Annotated in this window: 17 protein-coding genes and 4 pseudogenes; 14 read left to right on the forward strand and 7 right to left on the reverse strand. The window is 70.2% G+C overall.

Features of this window, described 5'->3' with window-relative positions:
• Positions 1 to 130 precede the first annotated feature (130 nt).
• Positions 131 to 1342 (forward strand): MFS transporter, encoded by a 1212-nt coding sequence (locus tag ACSMXX_RS10770; RefSeq protein WP_473183823.1) that lies wholly within the window; start codon positions 131 to 133, stop codon positions 1340 to 1342.
• Between the two features lie 116 nt (positions 1343 to 1458).
• Here ACSMXX_RS10770 and ACSMXX_RS10775 read toward each other — a convergent pair whose 3' ends face one another.
• Positions 1459 to 2421, reverse strand: coding sequence for a hypothetical protein (locus ACSMXX_RS10775; RefSeq protein WP_473183824.1), 963 nt, complete (start codon positions 2419 to 2421; stop codon positions 1459 to 1461).
• Between the two features lie 539 nt (positions 2422 to 2960).
• Here ACSMXX_RS10775 and ACSMXX_RS10780 point away from each other — a divergent pair.
• Entirely contained in the window at positions 2961 to 3785 is an 825-nt protein-coding gene (locus ACSMXX_RS10780) for an alpha/beta fold hydrolase (RefSeq protein WP_473183825.1), read from the forward strand.
• 54 nt (positions 3786 to 3839) lie between these two features.
• On the opposite strand, the gene ACSMXX_RS10785 is transcribed toward ACSMXX_RS10780, so the two are convergent.
• Entirely contained in the window at positions 3840 to 4073 is a 234-nt protein-coding gene (locus tag ACSMXX_RS10785) for a helix-turn-helix domain-containing protein (RefSeq protein ID WP_473184726.1), read from the reverse strand.
• Here ACSMXX_RS10785 and map point away from each other — a divergent pair.
• A pseudogene (map, locus tag ACSMXX_RS10790) lies at positions 3998 to 4742 on the forward strand (type I methionyl aminopeptidase). The gene ACSMXX_RS10785 and the pseudogene map overlap by 76 nt on opposite strands.
• 110 nt (positions 4743 to 4852) lie before the next feature.
• Here the strand turns inward: map and ACSMXX_RS10795 are convergent.
• Both ACSMXX_RS10795 and ACSMXX_RS10800 read right to left on the reverse strand, forming a co-directional pair.
• Complete coding sequence (locus tag ACSMXX_RS10795) at positions 4853 to 5074, reverse strand: hypothetical protein (protein WP_473183826.1); 222 nt, start codon at positions 5072 to 5074, stop codon at positions 4853 to 4855.
• Positions 5075 to 5271: 197 nt separating this feature from the next.
• Positions 5272 to 5574 (reverse strand): annotated as a pseudogene (locus ACSMXX_RS10800) (hypothetical protein); the annotation flags it as partial.
• On the opposite strand from ACSMXX_RS10800, the gene ACSMXX_RS10805 reads away from it, so the two are divergent.
• From ACSMXX_RS10805 to ACSMXX_RS10825, 5 genes and pseudogenes are all read left to right on the forward strand, one after another.
• Positions 5511 to 6080, forward strand: a complete 570-nt coding sequence (locus ACSMXX_RS10805) for an SLC13 family permease (protein ID WP_473183827.1) — start codon at positions 5511 to 5513, stop codon at positions 6078 to 6080. The pseudogene ACSMXX_RS10800 and the gene ACSMXX_RS10805 overlap by 64 nt on opposite strands.
• Positions 6081 to 6291: 211 nt before the next feature.
• Positions 6292 to 6675: pseudogene (locus tag ACSMXX_RS10810) on the forward strand (hypothetical protein); the annotation flags it as partial.
• A 61-nt stretch (positions 6676 to 6736) separates the two neighbouring features.
• Entirely contained in the window at positions 6737 to 7396 is a 660-nt protein-coding gene (locus ACSMXX_RS10815) for an MmgE/PrpD family protein (protein WP_473183828.1), read from the forward strand.
• 327 nt (positions 7397 to 7723) lie between these two features.
• Positions 7724 to 8425: an ATP-dependent Clp protease proteolytic subunit gene (locus ACSMXX_RS10820; protein WP_473183829.1), complete on the forward strand. Its 702-nt coding sequence runs from the start codon at positions 7724 to 7726 to the stop codon at positions 8423 to 8425.
• 1 nt (position 8426) lies between these two features.
• Complete coding sequence (locus ACSMXX_RS10825) at positions 8427 to 9038, forward strand: ClpP family protease (RefSeq protein WP_473183830.1); 612 nt, start codon at positions 8427 to 8429, stop codon at positions 9036 to 9038.
• 259 nt (positions 9039 to 9297) lie between these two features.
• Here the strand turns inward: ACSMXX_RS10825 and ACSMXX_RS10830 are convergent.
• Positions 9298 to 9705, reverse strand: a pseudogene (locus ACSMXX_RS10830) (helix-turn-helix domain-containing protein); the annotation flags it as partial.
• A 261-nt stretch (positions 9706 to 9966) separates the two neighbouring features.
• On the opposite strand from ACSMXX_RS10830, the gene ACSMXX_RS10835 reads away from it, so the two are divergent.
• The 4 genes from ACSMXX_RS10835 (at position 9967) to ACSMXX_RS10850 (ending at position 12775) form a co-directional block, all read left to right on the forward strand.
• Positions 9967 to 10488, forward strand: coding sequence for a DinB family protein (locus ACSMXX_RS10835; protein ID WP_473184727.1), 522 nt, complete (start codon positions 9967 to 9969; stop codon positions 10486 to 10488).
• A 102-nt stretch (positions 10489 to 10590) separates the two neighbouring features.
• A complete protein-coding gene (locus ACSMXX_RS10840) occupies positions 10591 to 11490 on the forward strand; it encodes a MerR family transcriptional regulator (protein ID WP_473183831.1) in 900 nt (299 codons plus the stop codon).
• Positions 11487 to 12347 (forward strand): hypothetical protein, encoded by an 861-nt coding sequence (locus ACSMXX_RS10845; RefSeq protein WP_473183832.1) that lies wholly within the window; start codon positions 11487 to 11489, stop codon positions 12345 to 12347. The genes ACSMXX_RS10840 and ACSMXX_RS10845 overlap by 4 nt, the downstream gene beginning before the upstream one ends.
• A gap of 53 nt (positions 12348 to 12400) precedes the next feature.
• Complete coding sequence (locus tag ACSMXX_RS10850; RefSeq protein WP_473183833.1) at positions 12401 to 12775, forward strand: hypothetical protein; 375 nt, start codon at positions 12401 to 12403, stop codon at positions 12773 to 12775.
• Positions 12776 to 13205: 430 nt separating this feature from the next.
• Here ACSMXX_RS10850 and ACSMXX_RS10855 read toward each other — a convergent pair whose 3' ends face one another.
• Entirely contained in the window at positions 13206 to 13754 is a 549-nt protein-coding gene (locus tag ACSMXX_RS10855) for a hypothetical protein (RefSeq protein WP_473183834.1), read from the reverse strand.
• 509 nt (positions 13755 to 14263) lie between these two features.
• Between ACSMXX_RS10855 and ACSMXX_RS10860 the strand changes: the two genes are divergently transcribed.
• Together ACSMXX_RS10860 and ACSMXX_RS10865 are read left to right on the forward strand one after the other, a co-directional pair.
• Positions 14264 to 15535, forward strand: coding sequence for an MFS transporter (locus tag ACSMXX_RS10860; protein ID WP_473183835.1), 1272 nt, complete (start codon positions 14264 to 14266; stop codon positions 15533 to 15535).
• A gap of 160 nt (positions 15536 to 15695) precedes the next feature.
• Entirely contained in the window at positions 15696 to 16226 is a 531-nt protein-coding gene (locus ACSMXX_RS10865) for a type 1 glutamine amidotransferase domain-containing protein (protein ID WP_473183836.1), read from the forward strand.
• A 79-nt stretch (positions 16227 to 16305) separates the two neighbouring features.
• Here the strand turns inward: ACSMXX_RS10865 and ACSMXX_RS10870 are convergent, their stop codons facing one another.
• Positions 16306 to 17547, reverse strand: a complete 1242-nt coding sequence (locus ACSMXX_RS10870) for a L,D-transpeptidase (protein WP_473183837.1) — start codon at positions 17545 to 17547, stop codon at positions 16306 to 16308.
• Positions 17548 to 17769 lie beyond the last annotated feature (222 nt).

Raw genomic sequence — 17769 nt, forward strand, 5'->3', positions numbered from 1 at the left:
GGCTTCGTACGCGGGACGCCGGGCACGTTCGGGAACCGGAGACCGGAGGGGCTGTTGCCGACCGTTTCGCTTCGCTCTGCGTGAAGGGTTGATGGAGTTGTCGGCACTCAAGTCCCGCTACAGGGACCTGATGACTCGAGAGCTGCTGCTATGGGGTCTCGTCGCGCTCGCCAGCAAGGTCCCGGTGGCCATGGCGCCGCTGGCCCTGGTGTTTCTGAGCCGGCAGAGCCCAGGCGGCTACACCCTGGGCGCGGGCCTGGCCTCCGCGTACGTATTGGGGGAGGTGGTCGGTGCACCCCTGCTCGGGGCCCGTCTGAGCCAGGGCCGAATGAGGCGGTCGATGTCAGCCGGGCTCATGGCGGGGGCGTTCGCCTTCGGTGCCTTGCCGCTCGCGGGATCCGCCCCCTCCCCCGTACGGATCGGTCTCGCCTTCCTGGCCGGTGCGGCACCGGCCGCCTGCCCCGGCGGCATCCGCGCGATGCTCACCCCGCTGGTGGCCGACGACGCGGTGCCCCGCGCACTGAGCGCAGAGGCCACCTTGACGCAGATCATCTGGGCCGCAGCGCCCGGCCTTGTGGTCCTCCTGGCCCTACAGGTCCACTCCGGAGCCCCGCTGATCCTGGGTGCGTTGTTCGCGGCCGCCGCTTCGGCCCTGCTTCTCCGGCTGCCGGAGAAGCAGGAGCCGGAATCCGCCCGAGCCGAGCGTGCCGCCGTGCCGATGACAAGGACCCTCTTCTCCGGCTGGCCGGTCTATCTCACCAGCGCCGCCGCCATGGCGATGCTGGCCACCGCGGAACTGGTCCTGCCGGCCCTGCTCGAGGAGCGGAATGTCGCAGTCGGCTGGTCGGGACCGCTGCTCGCCGGCTTCGCGCTGGCCAGCGCGGCCGGCGCGTTCTGCTACGGCCTGCGGACCTGGCCTGGCTCTGTACGGGCCCAGAGTCTGGTGCTCCTTGCCGTCACCGCCGGGTGCCTCAGCCTGGTCACCGCTTCTCCCGGCATGCCGGGCATCGCTGCCGGCCTGCTCCTGGCAGGCGTCTTCCAGTCCGGGGTGATGGTCACCCGCAACCTCAGCCTCCGGGAACGCCTGCCCCAACACGCTCACGCTGCCGCGTACTCCGTCATGTACGCGGTCGGGGCCGTGGGCTACAGCCTCGCAGCGTCCCTGTCCGCCGTTGCGCTGGATCTGGCCAACCCCTCGGTGGCGATTCTCGGCGGTGTCGCAACCACCCTCCTCATCACCGCTGTCAGCGCCATGGCCGAGAGCGGCCCCTCGCGCCACACCCCGGCCGAGCCTCCAGCCCTCGCCGACGTGGAGGGCGGCCGGCCCTCGGAGAGTCACTGATGCGGGCGAGCGGAGAGCGATGTCCGCCCGCTCATGAGCGAAGCCAGACGACGAACGCCGCCGTGGTGACGGTGCCGCGGATGGCGTACCCGCGCTCGTCGCAGCGCGCCGTCCTCCTAGGCCGCGACGGGTTCGGGCGCCGGCCGCGTCGCTTCGGCCCACCGCCGCAGGCTCTCCTCCAGGTCGCTGACGATCGGGCGGAAGAACTCGCTGCGCGCGTCGCGATCAGTCATGGTGCTCACCACGAAGTTCGTCGCCCCGAAGCCTGCGAGAAGTGCCGCACACCGCAGCAGGGCCTGCGGTACACCGGGAATGACCGAAGCATCGGGCTTGGCGCCCACCCATGTCTCCGCGGTCTGCGGATCGACGGCGACGACGCCCAGCACGGTGAAGAAGGCGAAGATGGCCACACCGACGACTGTGGCCTGAACGAGCTGACGGGTCGCCAGGACGGTCAGCACGTTGCGCATCTGCCGCCTGGTGAGGTTCACATCTTCCAGGGCTTCGAGTTCGTCCCGCAGGTGGCTGGCCCCGGCCGCCGTGGCGACCAGGGCGAACAGGCACAGGACCAGCACCGTGCGCAGCCAGGTGAGGTGGGCGCCGAGTTGCCACATCTCTCCTGCGAAGAAGCCGAGGAAGGTGACGAAGAGCATGGCGGGTAGAGCCCGGCCGTGAAGTCGTCCTGAGTTCCTGAGATCGCCCAAGGACTGCATGAATGCGATACGGATGAGAGCGACGACGCCGAATTGCACTCCGGCGTAGCTGACGACCAGCCAGCCGATCGCTGTAGCTGTTGTGAGAATTCCGATCAGGAATGCGGCAAGGCCCGGGGGGATGCCGCCCGCCTCATTACCTGTGGCCACCCATGCCTCCCGGTCGGCCGCATAGTGAAGCAGAACGACGGTCCCGGGCAGGGCGAGGAAAAGGATCGTGATCCCGAGAACCACCCATCGTGGGAGTTCCCACATGTGCGCGCGGAGCTTTCCGCACAACGCCCATACGGTGATTCCTGCCGCCAGACCGATCCCAAAGGGCGATATCTCAAGAAAGCCGCCGTCTTGGGTGATGGTGACCACCATGAACGCAGCGAAGAAGGCGAGAGAGGGGAGCATCCGGGGCACCACGTGGGTGCGTGCGGTCCATCCGGGCACCAACTGTGGAAGTCCGTTGCGTATCAGAAACCGCTCGATTCTCGCCGAGCCCCCGTTCGCATTCATACGCGCCAGTAGATACGAAGCCGGCGGAATCCCGGATGAGTAATCTCTACTCAAGACCGCACCGGCAACGCCTGGTGGGATCGGCCCCCATTCCGAGGGCTGTGCACTTTCCACCCCGTGCCGCTGCTGTCAACGCCCTCCCGTCAACCGCTCGGACGACGCCGGAGTCTGTGGCATCGCCACCCCACGCGCCCACCGGGTCGGGGAGTGCGGCGCCCACCATTGACTTCCCATGGGGTCCGGGATACGCAGCTTCGAGCAGCGAGAAGGCCCTGTGCTGCGTCCGCGGTCGGTCCTGCATCTGGGCCCCGGCGCCGTACCGAGGTCCCGGACCCCGTCGGTCCGGGCACCGACAGCACGGCCCGTGTCACGAACGATCTGATCCTGACAAGGAGTCAAAGATGGCGACCCTCCAGCTCAACGGTGTGACGGTTGCCTACACGGACACGGGAGCTCCCCCGGACAGGCCCGACGCTCCCACCGTCGTGTTCGGCCACGGGCTGCTGTTCAGCGGCTGGATGTTCCACCCGCAGATCGAGGCCCTGCGGGGGCGCTACCGCTGCGTCACCCTGGACTGGCGCGGGCAGGGCGACAGCCCGGCCACCTCTTCCGGCTACGACATGGACACCCTCACCGAAGACGCCGTGGCTCTCATCGAGGAACTCGGCCTCGCCCCCGTCCACTTCGTGGGTCTGTCGATGGGCGGCTTCGTGGGACAGCGTCTCGCCGCCCGCCGTGGTGAACTGCTGCGCTCGCTGTCCCTGCTGGACACCAGCGCCGACGAGGAGGACCCCACTGAGGCCAAGCGGTACCGGCTCCTGGCTTCGGTCTACCGGCTCGTCGGCATCACGCCGGTACGGAGGAAGGTTCTGCCCTTGATGTTCGGGGCGGCTTTCCTGTCCTCTCCGGCGAGCGAACCGCTTGTCCGCGAGTGGACTCAGCGCCTGCGGCGCTGCGACCGCGCGGGGGTCCGTAAGGCGGTGCTGGGCGTGGCGGACCGTTCGCCCGTCCGGGACGAACTGGCGGACATCGCGCTCCCCACACTGGTGATCGTCGGCGCGGCCGACATAGCCACCCCGCCGGCGAAGGCTGAACGGATCGCGGCCGGAATCGACGGGGCACGCCTGGAAGTGGTCCCCGATGCCGGACACTCCAGCACCCTCGAGCAGCCAGTCATCGTCAGTTCGCTGCTGGAGGACTTCCTCACGTCGGTCGATGAACGCTGACCGGCGGGAACGGAGGGCCACGCTGCAGTCGACGCCCTCCCGTGAGGCGCAGGCTCAGGCCGACAGTGCCGGGTCGGCATCGCCGGCCTCGTACGCGCAAGCGGCGGTCAGATCGTCCAGGGACATTCCGAGGGCGATCGCCAGAGCGGCCACGGTGAAGAAGGCCGGAGTCGGCGCACGGCCGGTCTCGATCTTGCGGAGGGTCTCCGCCGATACCCCCGCGGCCAGGGCGACATCCACCATGCTGCGCTGTGGCTCAAGCCGTCGCAGCCGTCCGGGAAGCGGCAGACGTGGGGGTCTCGCTGCGAGAGCTGGACGAAGCGGCCCGTACCGTCCTGGCCGAGGCCGGTGCCCACTCACCCTTCCTCGGCTACCGACCTTCCTTCGCCCCCACGCCCTTCCCCGCGGTCATCTGCACCTCGGTGAACGACGCCGTCGTCCATGGCATCCCCACCGACTACCGTCTGCGCGACGGCGACCTGGTCAGCATCGACTGCGGCGCCGAACTCGACGGATGGACCGGTGACGCCGCGATCACCTTCACCGTCGGCACTCCCCGGCGCGCCGACCAAGAGCTGATCAAAGCCACCCAGAAGGCACTCGACGAGGGCATCGCCGCAGCCCAGCCGGGCAACCGCATCGGCGATATCTCCCACGCCGTCGGCGCGATCGCGCAGCAAGCTCGCTGCGGCATGCCCGCCGACTTCGGCGGGCACGGCATCGGGCGGCGCATGCACGAGGACCCCCACGTCCCCAACCGGGGACGCCCCGGCCGCGGCTTCCCCGCCCCGGGTTGGCCCTCGCCATCGAACCCATGCTCATGGCCGGCGGCAGCGATGACTACTACGCCGCAATCGACGGCTGGACCCTGCTCACCACCGACGGCAGCCGAGCAGCCACATCGAACACACCGTCGCCATCACTGAAGAAGGCCCGCGCATCCTGACCCTTCCGTGAAGCCACGGCACAACCCGGCCGGTCCGGAATCAGCAGCCCGCAGTGCGTCATCTCTCACGTCGGGTTCTGCGCGGGCGGAGCTCCGAACCGACGGCAGTACGGTCACGACCTCAGAGCTTGTCCATTCCCGTGTACGGGCTGACGATCCGGGCCTGGAGGGAGCCGAAGTTGACGAGCACCGCGATCCCGTCCTCGACGCTGATGATCCTGCCGAGGCCGTACCGGTCATGTGAGACCCGGTCTCCCGGCGCGAAGTGCTTGGCCACGGGGTCGGCCGGAGCTTTGAAGGGGCTTGTGGGCAGGTGGCGCCGGGGCGCGGAAGGCTTCGTCATCGTGAGTCCAGTATGCGCTGCCTGAGCCCCGAGTGGTCAGGGCGGGGAGAGCGGGAGGCGGGATTCGTGCGCCCGCGAAGCCGATCAGCACGACGGAGGCCGCAGACCGGGCCCCTTCTGCCCGGGCGGACACACCAGGCGGACACACCAGGCGGACACACCGGGCGGACAAACCGGGCGGACAAACCAGCGCGGTATCAACGTGCCGTACCTGAACCGAGGTTCCGGCGTCGGTACTTTGCGGACACGGCCCAGCCGCGCATGACCTCGGGTTCGTGCCGGCGCAGCAGGCGGGCGACCGCGAAGCCGCAGGCCGTGCCGAGCGCCGGGAGCACGCCGAGGTCGAAGCCCCACTGGGTGACGGTGTGGGCCCACAGCGGATCGAGTTCGTCCGGCCGCCCGAGGTCCCAGGGCGGCATGGTGTGCGCGAGGTCGAGTGTGGTTCCGGCGCCGGCGACGGCCCAGCGGGCGGGCATCAGCCAGCCGACCTGTTCGATGCCTCCCCCTGCCGGGGCCGGGGCACAAGGCCACGCTGGAGTGGTCCGACGCAGCGAAGATCGACTGGGGCACGATCCTGCTCTTCGGTGCCGGCATCGTGCTCGGCACCCTGAGCGCCGAGACGGGCCTCGCCAAGACGCTCGGCAGCGGACTGTCCGAGCTCATCGGCGTCTCCTCGCTGACGAGCGTGACGATCCTGGCGGCGGTCACGGGCGTACTCATCTCCGAGTCGACGAGCAACACGGCGAGCGTCGGCATCGTGCTGCCCATCGTCCTGCCCATGGTGCAGGCACTTCACGTGGACCCGCTCATCCCCGGCCTGGTCGCCACCGCGGCGACCGGCTACGGGTTCATGCTTCCGGTCTCCACCCCGCCGAACGCGATCGTGTACGGCTCGGGGCTCGTCCCCATCACGCGCACGGTCCGTACGGGGATCGTCTTCGACGTACTCGGCGTGACGGTCCTGGTGGCCGGGGTTCTGACGGTCGGACCGATGGTGGGCCTGTGACCGAATGCCGGTGGCCGGATTGCCGGTGACCGAAAGCCAGTGACCGAAAGCCAGTGACCGAGGCCCGTGAACCCGGGGACGGGGTCTACAGCCCCCGGGACCGGGCGGACCGCAACGAACGACGGCAACAAGCAGCATGGGAGAGGGACTTCATTGGCCAGCAGCCGCATCGCCGAGGTGATCACCGAGGCCGTCGGGCGTCGAGGTCCACTGCCATCCGCTGGTTCCCGAACTCACCGGCGACCCCGACCCGTCGGACGGCCTGCGGGCGCGCTTCTCCACCGTGCACGGCGTGGCGGCGGGTCTGCTGCTCGGCATCGTCGAACTCTCCGCGTACGACGACGAATTCGTCAGGTCGGAGTCCATGACGCAGGTGCGGAGCAAGGTGGCGCTCCGGGCCGCGCCGGAACGCGCACGTGCGGAGGCCGAGGTGGTCGTCACCATGGCGGACGGCACCACCCTGCGGCAGCACGTTCCGGCCGCACGCGGCAGCGAGGACATGCCGATGACGGAGGCGGACCTGCACACCAAGGTCTCCCGGCTCGTCGAGCCGGTGCTGCCCGGAAGGACACAAATTCCGTCGTGGAGGCCGTGACGGGCGAGGGACCCGGCTACCTGACCGCTCTCATGAACGCCTGCTCCGGGGAGGAGAACCGATGACCGACGTCAGCACTTCGCTGGTTCGATTCGTCCTGCCCGGAGGCCCCCCGGTGCCCGGAGGACTCCGCTCCGCGGTCCCGGGCCGCGCGGACGCCTCCCGTACCCGACCGGAGCAGGACCCGCACGTCGCGGCGCTGAGGTCGGCGTACCCGCAGGGGGACCCGCGTGCGGACGTACTCGGAGCCACGGCCGGGCTGACGCGCTCGGGCAGGCATCCGCTGGTCGCCGCGGCCGCGGCAGTCGCGGCGATACGCAACGGTGAGCGGGCGGCGGAGGCGGCCGTACTCGGGTGCGAGGTCGCGTGCCGGCTTGCCGCCGTTCTCGGCGTACGGCCGGAGGCGCTGTCGGTCGTCGCCGCGGCACTCGCCGGATCGACGGAGCCTGACGGGGCTCGCCATGCGCTCGGCCTCGCCGCCACGCAGACCACGACGGTGGACGGCGATCCCGGTGAAGAGCAGGAGACCGCCGCCCTGCGCACGGCACTCGCGGCGGCCGACGGCGCCGAGGCCGCGCTTCTCGGCGAACGCGGCTTCACCGCACCGGGGCAGCCGGTCGAGGGCAGAAGGGGACTCCTCGCGCTGCTCGCCCCCGGGGCCGATCCGCAGGAGCTGATACGCGACCTCGGGACCCGTTGGCACGCCGAGGCGGTCGTCTAGGGTGCGTCCGGCCGGACGGGGCGGCGGCCCCTGAGGCACGCCGCCCGGCGTCCGGATGTGATGAAGCGGGCCGCGCGTCTCACGGGGAGCGCGACTCACAGGCCGCGCGTCTCACAGGCCGCGCCACTCACGGGGCGCGACCGATCGGCCCGCCCACGATGCGGCGCGGCGCCACTCGCATCGCCGCACTCGCTCAGTCCGTCCGCGCGGGCTCTGCCGTCGGCGAATCTGCTGAGGGCCGAGATTCCGGACGCGGCGGGGTGAACGGGCCAAGAGTGAAGTGAGCGCGGCGAATCCGCCCGCCGCACATCACGATCAGGAGGCCCGATGTCGCCACTCGTCATCCCGCAGCACTCGCAGCACTCACCGCACCCGCAGCACTCACAGCTCCGAGCGACGCGGTCCGCGTCGCCGCCGCGGGCCGAGGAGGGCGACACCCTTCCGTCGCGGTTCGACGATCACCTGGCCGCCCAACTCCTCACGCAGCGCATCGTCTTCCTCGGCAGCCAGGTCGACGACGTCTCCGCGAACCGGATCTGCGCGCAGCTGTTGCTGCTCTCCGCCGAGGACTCCCGTACGGACATCAGCCTCTGCGTCAACAGCCCGGGCGGTTCCGTCACGGCAGGCCTGGCGATCTACGACACGATGCGCCTGATCCCGAACGACGTCTCCACCCTCGCCATGGGGTTCGCGGCGAGCATGGGGCAGTTCCTCGTCACCGTGGGCGCCGAGGGAAAGCGTTACGCGCTCCCCAACTCGCGGATCATGATGCACCAGCCCTCCGCCGGCATCGGCGGACCCGCTGCGGACATCGCGATCCAGGCCGAGAACCTCGAGTACATGAAGACGGCGATCGAGCGGATCACCGCCGAGCACACCGGCCAGAGCGAGGAGACGATCTCGCGGGACGGCGACCGCGACCGCTGGTTCACCGCCGAGCAAGCCCTGGAATACGGGATGGTCGACCGCGTCGTGCGCTCACTGGACGACGTCCGGCCGGCGGCCTCGAAGCGGAGGGTGGGTCTCTGAGATGAGCCAGTACACGATTCCGACCGTCGTCGAACGCACGCCGCACGGGGAGCGGGCGTACGACATCTACAGCCGGCTGCTGTCCGAGCGCGTGATCTTCCTGGGTACGGAGATCGACGACGGCGTGGCGAACGTCGTCATCGCGCAGCTCCTCCATCTCGAGTCCTCAGCGCCCGAGCAGGAGATCGCGATCTATCTCAACTCCCCGGGCGGCTCCTACACTTCACTCACCGCGATCTACGACACGATGACCTTCGTCGGTGCGCCGATCTCGACCTTCTGCGTCGGTCAGGCGGCTTCGACGGCCGCCGTGCTGCTGGCGGGCGGCGACCCGGGGCGGCGGTTCGTGCTCGAACACTCGCGCGTGCTGCTGGGGCAGCCGGCGAGCGGCGGCAGCCGGGGCACCGTCTCGGACCTCAGCCTCCAGGCCAAGGAGATGCTCAGGATCCGTTCCGAGGTGGAGGAGATCCTCTCCCGGCACACGCATCACGACGTCGCGGCCCTCCGTGCGGACATGGACCGCGACAAGGTCTTCACCGCGCACGAGGCGGTTGCGTACGGACTGGCCGACGAGGTGCTCTCCCGACGGCAGTTGGCGGCGGCCGCAGCGTGACGCGGTGCAGACCACGGGGTGGCGGTTCCGTCGCGGCGGTTCCCGGCTGCGTCGCTCACGCGGCGAGGCGTACGTCGCCCTGCCGCGGGGCAGCGGGCCGCGTCCCGGTCCGCGGTGTGTTCAGCGCCGATACGGAACCGTCCGCCGCGCCGTCCTCGCCCTCCGCGGCGGCGGACGGGCCGGAGCGTGCGCCACCGGGCGATGCGGCCGGGGCAGGGGGCGGTGCTGGAGCAGGGGACGGTGCCGGTGCCGATGCGGGGCCGGCACCGGGCCTGCCGCGCCTGGCGGGACCTGGGAGGCGGGCCAACTCGCCCTGTACCAGCTCCAGTACGTCGGAAAGGCCCAGCCCCAGGGCCTGGGCAGCGGCGGCGAGCACCTCGGAGGAGGGTTCCTTGCGACCGCGCTCGACCTCGGAGAGGTAGGGCATCGAAATCCGGGCCGCCTCGGCGACGTCCTTGAGCGTGCGCTCCTGGGCGCGGCGCTCGCGGCGCAGCACACCGCCGACCACGTGCCGCCACAGCGGCTCCTTTGCCCCCGGCACGGCGGCAGGGGTGGCCGGCACCGTCGCCGGGGCGGCCGGCACGGCCCTTCCGGCGCCCGGCACCGCAGAGGCAGTGCCCGGGCGCAGGGGAATGACGCGGGCTCGGTCGGACGCGTGGCTGCTCACCACTTCAGATTAGAAGCGCGGCGCAGTGCCGGCACCGCCGCGGCGTCCTCTTCCGCCACCGGCGAAACGAGCCGCAGGTGCGCTCCGGCGCCCTGCCGCACCGCCCGCGCCCCGACCCGTACGGCCGTGCGGGCCTAGGGAGCCGTACGAAAATCCGTGGCGGTCCGGGCAGGGATCGTCGATGCTCGGCGGATGGCGGACCTCGCGGAATCGGCAGCGGAGCACGGGCAGGAGCACGGACGGCGCTTCGGATGGTCGGACATGTTCGTCCATCCCGATGAGGACCCCCGCTCCGAGGGTGGCTACGAGGACGAGCGGTCCTCGCTCACCGGCTTCCTCCATGAACAGCGCCTGACGCTGCAGATGAAGTGCTCCGGGCTCGACGCCGAGGCGCTGGCGCGGCGCTCCGTCGAGCCGTCCAACCTCTCCCTGCTGGGCCTGGTGCGCCACTTGGCGGGAGTGGAGCAGAGCTGGTTCCGGCGGGTGCTGGCCGGCCAGGACGTAGAGCGGCACTTCCGCACCGAGGCCGACCGCGACGCGGACTTCAACGGCGCGGTGCCCGACCCGGAGGTCGTCGCGGAGGCCTGGGAGACGTGGCGCGCGGAGGTCGCCTTCGCGGAGCGCTTCGTACAGGAGGCACCGGACATGGATCTCGCGGTCACGCACGACGGGGCGCAGCTCACGCTCCGGGAGGTGCTGGTGCACATGATCGAGGAGTACGCCCGCCACAACGGCCACGCGGACCTTCTGCGCGAACGCCTCGACGGACGCGTCGGCCAGTAGGGCAAGCGGGGCGACAGGGCCGGGACCCGCCGGCCGAGGCGGACGGACCGGCCGGCGGCGCGCGGTTGACCTTGACGCAACGACAAGGTCTTCAATCGAGACATGAGAATCGGCGAGCTCGCCGCCCTGGTCGGGGTCTCCACCAGGACCGTGCGGCACTACCACCGCCTCGGGCTGCTTCCCGAACCCGTACGGCGCCCCAACGGCTACCGCGACTACCGGCTGCGCGACGCGGTGGTGCTCGCGCGCGTACGGCGGCTGGCCGAGCTGGGGCTCTCCCTGGACGAGATCCGCGAGGTGCTGGCGGAAGACCGCGACCGTGAGCTGCGCGAGGTGCTCATGGAGCTGGACGCCGACCTCGCGCGGCAGCAGGAGACCATCGGCGCGCGGCGGGACCGGCTCGCCTCGCTCCTGGCCGACCCGGAGCTGCACCCCGACTCGGCGGTGTCGCCGGACATGGCGGCGGTGCTGCGCGAACTGCCCGCCGGGGGCTCGAAGTTCGCGGAGGCCGACCGCGAGATGCTCACGCTCGTATGTGCCCTGGCCGGGCCGGAGGACCGGGAACGCCTCCTCGATCTGCTGCGTCCGCTCACCGAGCCGGAGGCGGTCGCACGCGGTCAGGCCCTCTACGAGCGCATGGACGAGCTCGCCGACGCGTCCCCCGACGATCCCCGCATCGGGCCCCTCGCCTCGGACCTGGCAGCCCATATCCCGGACGGGATGGCGTCGATGATGCTCGAGAACCTCGACCAGACGCCGGAGCAGGTGCGTCCGCGCGGCCCTGGGAGCCCGTACGTGGCCAGGGCGGCCGGAGGCGGCGGCGCGGACCAAGTGGGCTGGACGGAGGGGGTGTTCGCCGAGATGCCCCGTGCGCATGCCGAGGTGCTCCGGCTGACCGTGGCCGCACTCGCCCGGCGGGAGCGGGACGCGGACGGCGACGGCGACGGCACGGGCACCGGCACCGGCACCGGCACAGGCACCGGAGAAGGGGACCGATCATGATGCTCAAGGCCGCCCGCGCCGCGCTGCTCGCCGTCGTCCCGGCGGAACTGCTGACGGCGGTGCTGCTCGTCTCCGGGGTCCCACTGCCGGCGCCGCTGCTCGTAGCAGCCGAACTGGCCGTCATATCAGTGCTGTTGCTGGAGGGCGTGACCGCGTACAGGCTGTTCAGGGACGGCCTCCGCGGCGGCGCGGACCGCCGCACGGCCCTGCGCGGCGTGTTCCGCAGTCTCGTACCCGCGCGGGTTCGGCGGCTCATCTCGTTCGAAGTGCTGGGGATGGCGAGTCTCGGGTTGTGGGCCGCCCGCCGCCGCGACGGCGTGCCGCGAGGCGCAGTCGCCGTTCCGTACTCGCGCGAACAGAGCCCGTTCCTGATGCTGATCCTCTTCGTGACGGTCCTGGAGACGGCCGGCACGGAGGTGCTGCTGCGCGGGCTGGGCGCACCGGCAGGGCTCCGCGTCGTCGTCCTCGTACTGGACCTGTACGCGACGGTGGCGGTGCTGGCGGTCTGGGCGGCGGGCGTGACCCGTCCGCATGTCGTCTCCGCGGCCGAACTGCGCGTCCGGTACGGGACCTTCCTGGATGTACGGGTGCCCCGGCGGCTTGTGGCCTCGGTGCGGATCTCGCACAACTACAACGAGCGCGGCCTGGTCTCCGTCGAGGAGGACCGGCTCGCGGTGGCCGTCTCCTCACGTACGAATGTGCTGGTGGAGCTTACGGAACCGGTCACGGTCGTACGGCCGCTGGGCAGCGAGGCGCAGGTGACCTCGGTCCGGTTCTTCGCCGACGCCCCGCAGACCGCGCTCGACGCGCTGCGGGAGCCGCGGCAGGCCGCCGGTCTTCCGCAGCGGGGGGAGTGACCGCAGGGCGGCGCCGGGTACACGCACGTCATCCGGCAGGAACGACAGAACGGATGACCATGACCCTCCAGCACCCCGCCGAGCGAGGCGGCGACCAACGGGGCCGGTTCGAGCGTCTGGCAGAGACGGCATCCAACATCACGGGTTCACCGGTCTTCTACGGCTTCTGCGTGCTCCTGATCGTCGCCTTCGTCGTCGTGCACGTGACGCCTGTGCCAGTGGCCTGGATGATCTTCGTGGGCGACATGATGGCCGCGGTGAGTCTGCTGCTGCTGGCGCTGCTGAAGAACACCGAGCGACGTGCGGAGCACGCCCTCCAGCGCAAGCTCGACGCGATCGCGGCGGTGCTGCTGGAGCAGCACGAGGGCGGTTCGCACAAGGCGCACGAGAATCTGCGCACGTCCATCCGCATGGAGGAGGACCTCTGAAGTCCGGGACGGGCCGCTCCGCTGGGCGGGGCGTGACGGCAGGAGGCCGCTCCGACCGAGAAACCGGAGACCCGAGCCCGGAGACCCGAACCCGGAGACCCGAACCCGGAGACCGGACTGCGGACGGCACCGGTGGCTCCGGTGCCGCCCGCCATGGACCGGGCTGCGGCCTTGCGCACCTGGATCAGGACGTGGATCAGGACGCCGACAGGACGGCCGCTCGCCTCGTTCCGCATCGAGTGCCGGTCACGGCAATTGGTTCGCCGGTCACGGCACGAGGAGCCCGACTGTCCCCCTGGGGGTCCCCCCGGCGAAGCCAGGGGGACTGACGGCCCGGGGGGTGTCCCCAGCTCCCTTCGACCTCGCATTCCCTATGCGGCCCGGCCAGGGCCGCGTCGTACCCCGTGGCGGAGCCGTCGCTCCGAGGAGGTCAGCTGTTGGCAGCCGTGTCGATCATCTCGCGGGCCTTGCCCTCGCTCTGGTCGTAGCGGTCGGGGAAGGCCGAACGCTGAACGCTCTGCGCGAGCTGACCCGCGGTCATGCTCGGGTCCTCCTGGTCGTTCGGGATGGCCTGGTCGAGGAACGCGTTGGTCGCGTAGACCGGGTCCATGATCTGCTCGGGCGTGCCCCAGCCGGCGCTGGGCCGCTGCTGGAAGACGCCGAGGGAGTCGCGGTCGCCACAGTTGAGGTTGTTCATGTGGGACTCGACCCAGCCCGCCTCGAAGGCGGCGAGCATCACCTTGTCGTTGACACCTCGCTGGGTCGCGACGTCGTGCACGGTGTTGATGATCGCCGCGTCGAAGTCCGGCGGGACGGCGCACTTCTCGTCCAGGACCTCGGCGTTGGCCCGGTGGTCCTTGCCCTCGGTCTCACCGGCGTTGGCCTGTACGGCCAGTCCGCCCGCGAGGAGAACACCGGCGGCCAGAGCCGTGGCGCTGCGGACAACCGTCTTGCGTCTGATCTTCGCGGTAAACGTCATTGGGGTCTTTCCTTCCAGGTGGGGACAGGGACGCGCGTAGATACGCATCCCTGCTGGCGCGGAACCCAGTAACCCCTCGCCACTCCCCCGGCCTTCCGGCGACCTGCGGAAAGTGCGAGCAATCGATTTCGTGCGGGACCGTACAAGTCTGACTGTGACCCGTCAATGGAAGCTGGTTTTCACACTTCAGACACACGGATCACATCCGAATATGGCGACAGGAAGTGGAACATCAGGCGCCAACGGGCCACTGTCCCGGCGCGGAAATCGCAGGTCACTCATCGCGATCTTCACGAAAACGATTTCGTAGCTTGCCTCGGACCACCCCCGCCGGTGATCAACTCCCGCTCCACGCCTCGCACGTTCGTGACACCTGTCATTGTGTAGTTGTAGTGGCCATCGATATATTCCGTTGTGGCGTACACCGACCTCCCCCGGCCGACGATCGGCGCCGGCCTGACCCCCGTATCGCCACCGGGCGGCTCACCGAACGAAGGGACCTTCCCGACATGAACGGGCCCGAGACCACCACGCCCGAAGCTCCCGCGGTCCCGGACCGCATACCCACAGCCGGTGCCGTCGCCTGCGACGGCACCGGCGCCGGCCCGCACCGCCGCGCCGAGAGCCCCTTCCGGCAGCCCAAGGCCGTCTGGGCGGTCGCCTTCGCCTGCGTGATCTCCTTCATGGGCATCGGGCTCGTCGACCCGATCCTGCCCGCGCTCTCCAGCCAGCTGGACGCCACGCCCAGCCAGGTCACTCTGCTGTTCACCAGCTATCTCGTAGTGACCGCGGTGGCCATGCTCGTCACCGGGTGGGTGTCGAGCCGGCTCGGCGCCAAACGGACCCTCGTCCTCGGTCTCGTCCTCATCGTCGTCTTCTCCGCGCTCGCCGGGGCCACCGGCAGCATCGACGGGATCATCGGATTCCGCGCCGGGTGGGGTCTGGGCAACGCCCTGTTCATCGCCACGTCCCTCGCCGTGATCGTCGGATCGGCCAGCGGCGGATTCGCGGGTGCGATCGTCCTGTACGAGACCGCGCTCGGCGTCGGAATCGCCACCGGGCCGCTGCTCGGTGGCCTGCTCGGCAACGTCAGCTGGCGGGGGCCCCTCTTCGGGGTGGCGGCCCTCATGACCGTCGCACTCGTGGCCACGACCGTGCTCCTCCCCCGTACGAAGGTGCCCGAGCGCCCCGAATCGCTCACCGAACCCCTCGCGGCGCTGCGGCACCGCGCTCTCGCGACGACGAGCGTCACCGGGCTGCTCTACAACTGGGGCTTCTTCACGATGCTCGGCTACGCGCCGTTCCTGATGAACCTCTCCGCGATCGAACTCGGCTGGGTCTTCTTCGCGTGGGGGCTGCTCGTCGCCGTCTTCGCGGTGTTCGCGGCGCCGGCGCTGCGCGGCCGGTTCGGCACGCCTCGGACGCTCTACGGCAATCTGCTCCTCATGGCCGCCGACCTGGCCGTCATCGGCGTCTTCCCCGACGAGCGCTGGGTCGTTGCCGGCGCGGTGATCGCGGCCGGCGCCTTCATCGGCGTCAACAACACCCTTGTCACCACTGCCGTGATGAGCATCGCGCCCGTTCCGCGCCCGGTCGCCTCGGCGACGTACGGCTTCGTGCGCTTCATCGGCGGCGGCCTCGCGCCCTTCGCCGCGGGCAAGCTCGTCGAGCACTACAACGCCCATGTGCCGTTCGTCCTCGGCGCGGTGGCCGTCACCGCCGCGGCCGTACTGCTCACGACGGTGCACCGTGCTCTCGACGAGGCCGACGCGGCGGTCTGATCCCGCTCCCCGGCCGCCGGGCGTCACCTGCCCTCACCGGCCGCCACCGGGCATGACGCGCGCCACGCCGGGGACCCGGCCGGGGTAAGCGAGGAATCCGAGGAATCCCGCTCGCGCCGTGCGCGGCGTGAAAGGAACGGCGTGGAAGGAAGGGCCAGAAATGCGTATCGCCTTTCTCATGGCCCCCGAAGGGGTCGAGCAGGTCGAGCTGACAGAGCCGTGGAAGGCCGTGAAGGACGCCGGGCACACCCCCCGGCTGGTGTCCACGACTGCGGGCCGCATCCAGGCGTTCAACCACCTCGACAAGGGCGACACCTTCCAGGTGGACCAGACCGTGGACGAGGCCGCGGCCGAGGAGTACGACGCTCTGGTCCTGCCCGGCGGAGTGGCGAACCCGGACGCGCTGCGACTGGACGACGACGCCGTGCGGCTGGTGAAGACGTTCTGCGAGACGGGCAAGCTCGTGGCGGCGATCTGCCACGCCCCGTGGACGCTGATCGAGGCGGACGTCGTGCGCGACCGCAGGCTCACGTCGTGGCCGAGCCTGGAGACGGACCTGCGCAACGCGGGCGCCCACTGGGCCGACGAGGAGGTCGTCGTCGACGAGGGCACCTACACCCTCGTCACCAGCCGGAAGCCGGACGACCTCAAGGCGTTCGACGACGCCCTCGTCGTCCAGGCCGGCGGCTGAAGGGGCGCAGCAGAAGAGGGGCGGGGCACGGGCTGCTGGGCCCTGCCCCGCCCCTCTTCGAGTGCGGTCTTGCGCTGAATCAGACGGCGGAGCCGGCCTTCCACTGCGCCCAGCTCATGTTCCAGCCGTTGAGGCCGTTGTCCGGCTGGACGGTCTTGTCCGGCGAACCCTTGACCTCGACGACGTCGCCGATCATCGAGTTCGAGTAGAACCAGGCGCCGTCCGTGCTGTTGTCGTCGGCGCCACGGGCGTCCTTCAGGCCTACGCAGCCGTGGCTGGTGTTGCCCGAACCGAAGGGCGCGCCCCAGTAGTTGCCGTGGATGAAGGTGCCGGACGTCGACAGGCGCATGGCGTGCGGGACGTCCTTGATGTCGTAGCCCTCTTCGCCCTTGCGTCCGAACCCGACCGTGTCGCCGTCCATCCGTGTCTCCTTGTGCTTCTCGGAGATCACCATCTTGCCGTTGTACGTCGGGTTCTTGGCGCCGCCGGCGGAGATCGGGATGCTCTTCACCTTGCTGCCGTCGCGCACGACCGTCATCTGGTGACTGTTCACGTCGACCGTGCTGACCTGCGAGCGGCCGATGTTGAAGGTGACCTTCTTCTTCTGCACGCCGGTCAGGTTCGGGGCGCCCTTCACCCCGTCGAGCGCGAAGTCGAGGGTGACCTTCGAGCCGGGCTTCCAGTACTCCTGGGGACGGAAGTCGAGGCGTGTGTCGTCGAACCAGTGCCCGACGACCTCCTGGCCGCTGGTCGAGTTGACCTTGATCGCGGACTGGACGGCCTTCTTGTTCGTGATCGCCTTGTCGAACTTGATCGACACCGGCATGCCCACGCCGACGGTCTGGCCGTCCTCACCGGCGTAGGTGCCGATGAAGCTGTTGTCGGGCGAGACCGTGGTGAAGGCGGAGTTCTCGACGGCCTTGCGGCCTCCCCCGTCCTTGGCCTTCGCCGTGATCTTGTACTGGGTCGCCCGCTCCAGCTCCGCCTTCGGCTTCCAGGACTTGCCGTCCCCGGACATCGTGCCGGCGACGCTGGTGCCGCCTTCCACGGCGGTCAGCTTCACCGAGGTGAGCTTCCCCTTGCTCACGGAGACGTCGCCGCCGGAGTTGATGCTTGCGCCCTCCGACCCGTCCTTGGACGCGATCTTTATTCGGGCCTCCGAACTCTTCTTGCCGTGCGCCTCCGAGTTGGCGTTCTTCGCGTCGTCGCCCTCGCCCCCGGACGAGCCGCAGGCGCCCAGAGCGAGTACACCGCCGAGCACCATGGCCATGGCGGATGCGGCCTTACGGTGCCTACCCAGCGTCGTCACAGACTTCTCCATATGCGTCAGAATCCCAAGCTCCCCGAAATCACCGCGTACGCCCCCTGCCGGACCAACCCGGACATGTGCGGACCCGGCTCTACGGATTGGAACGCTCCCGGGCATGTGACCGGTTCCACGAGTTACAAAACTGTGTTCCAAGACACGTACGCATCGGGAAGCCCCCGGGAACACTGCTGTGACCTGCGCTGATACCCGTCGGGGCCGACTGTGGCCGCCCTG

The sequence above is a fragment of the Streptomyces sp. DSM 116795 genome (assembly GCF_055792905.1).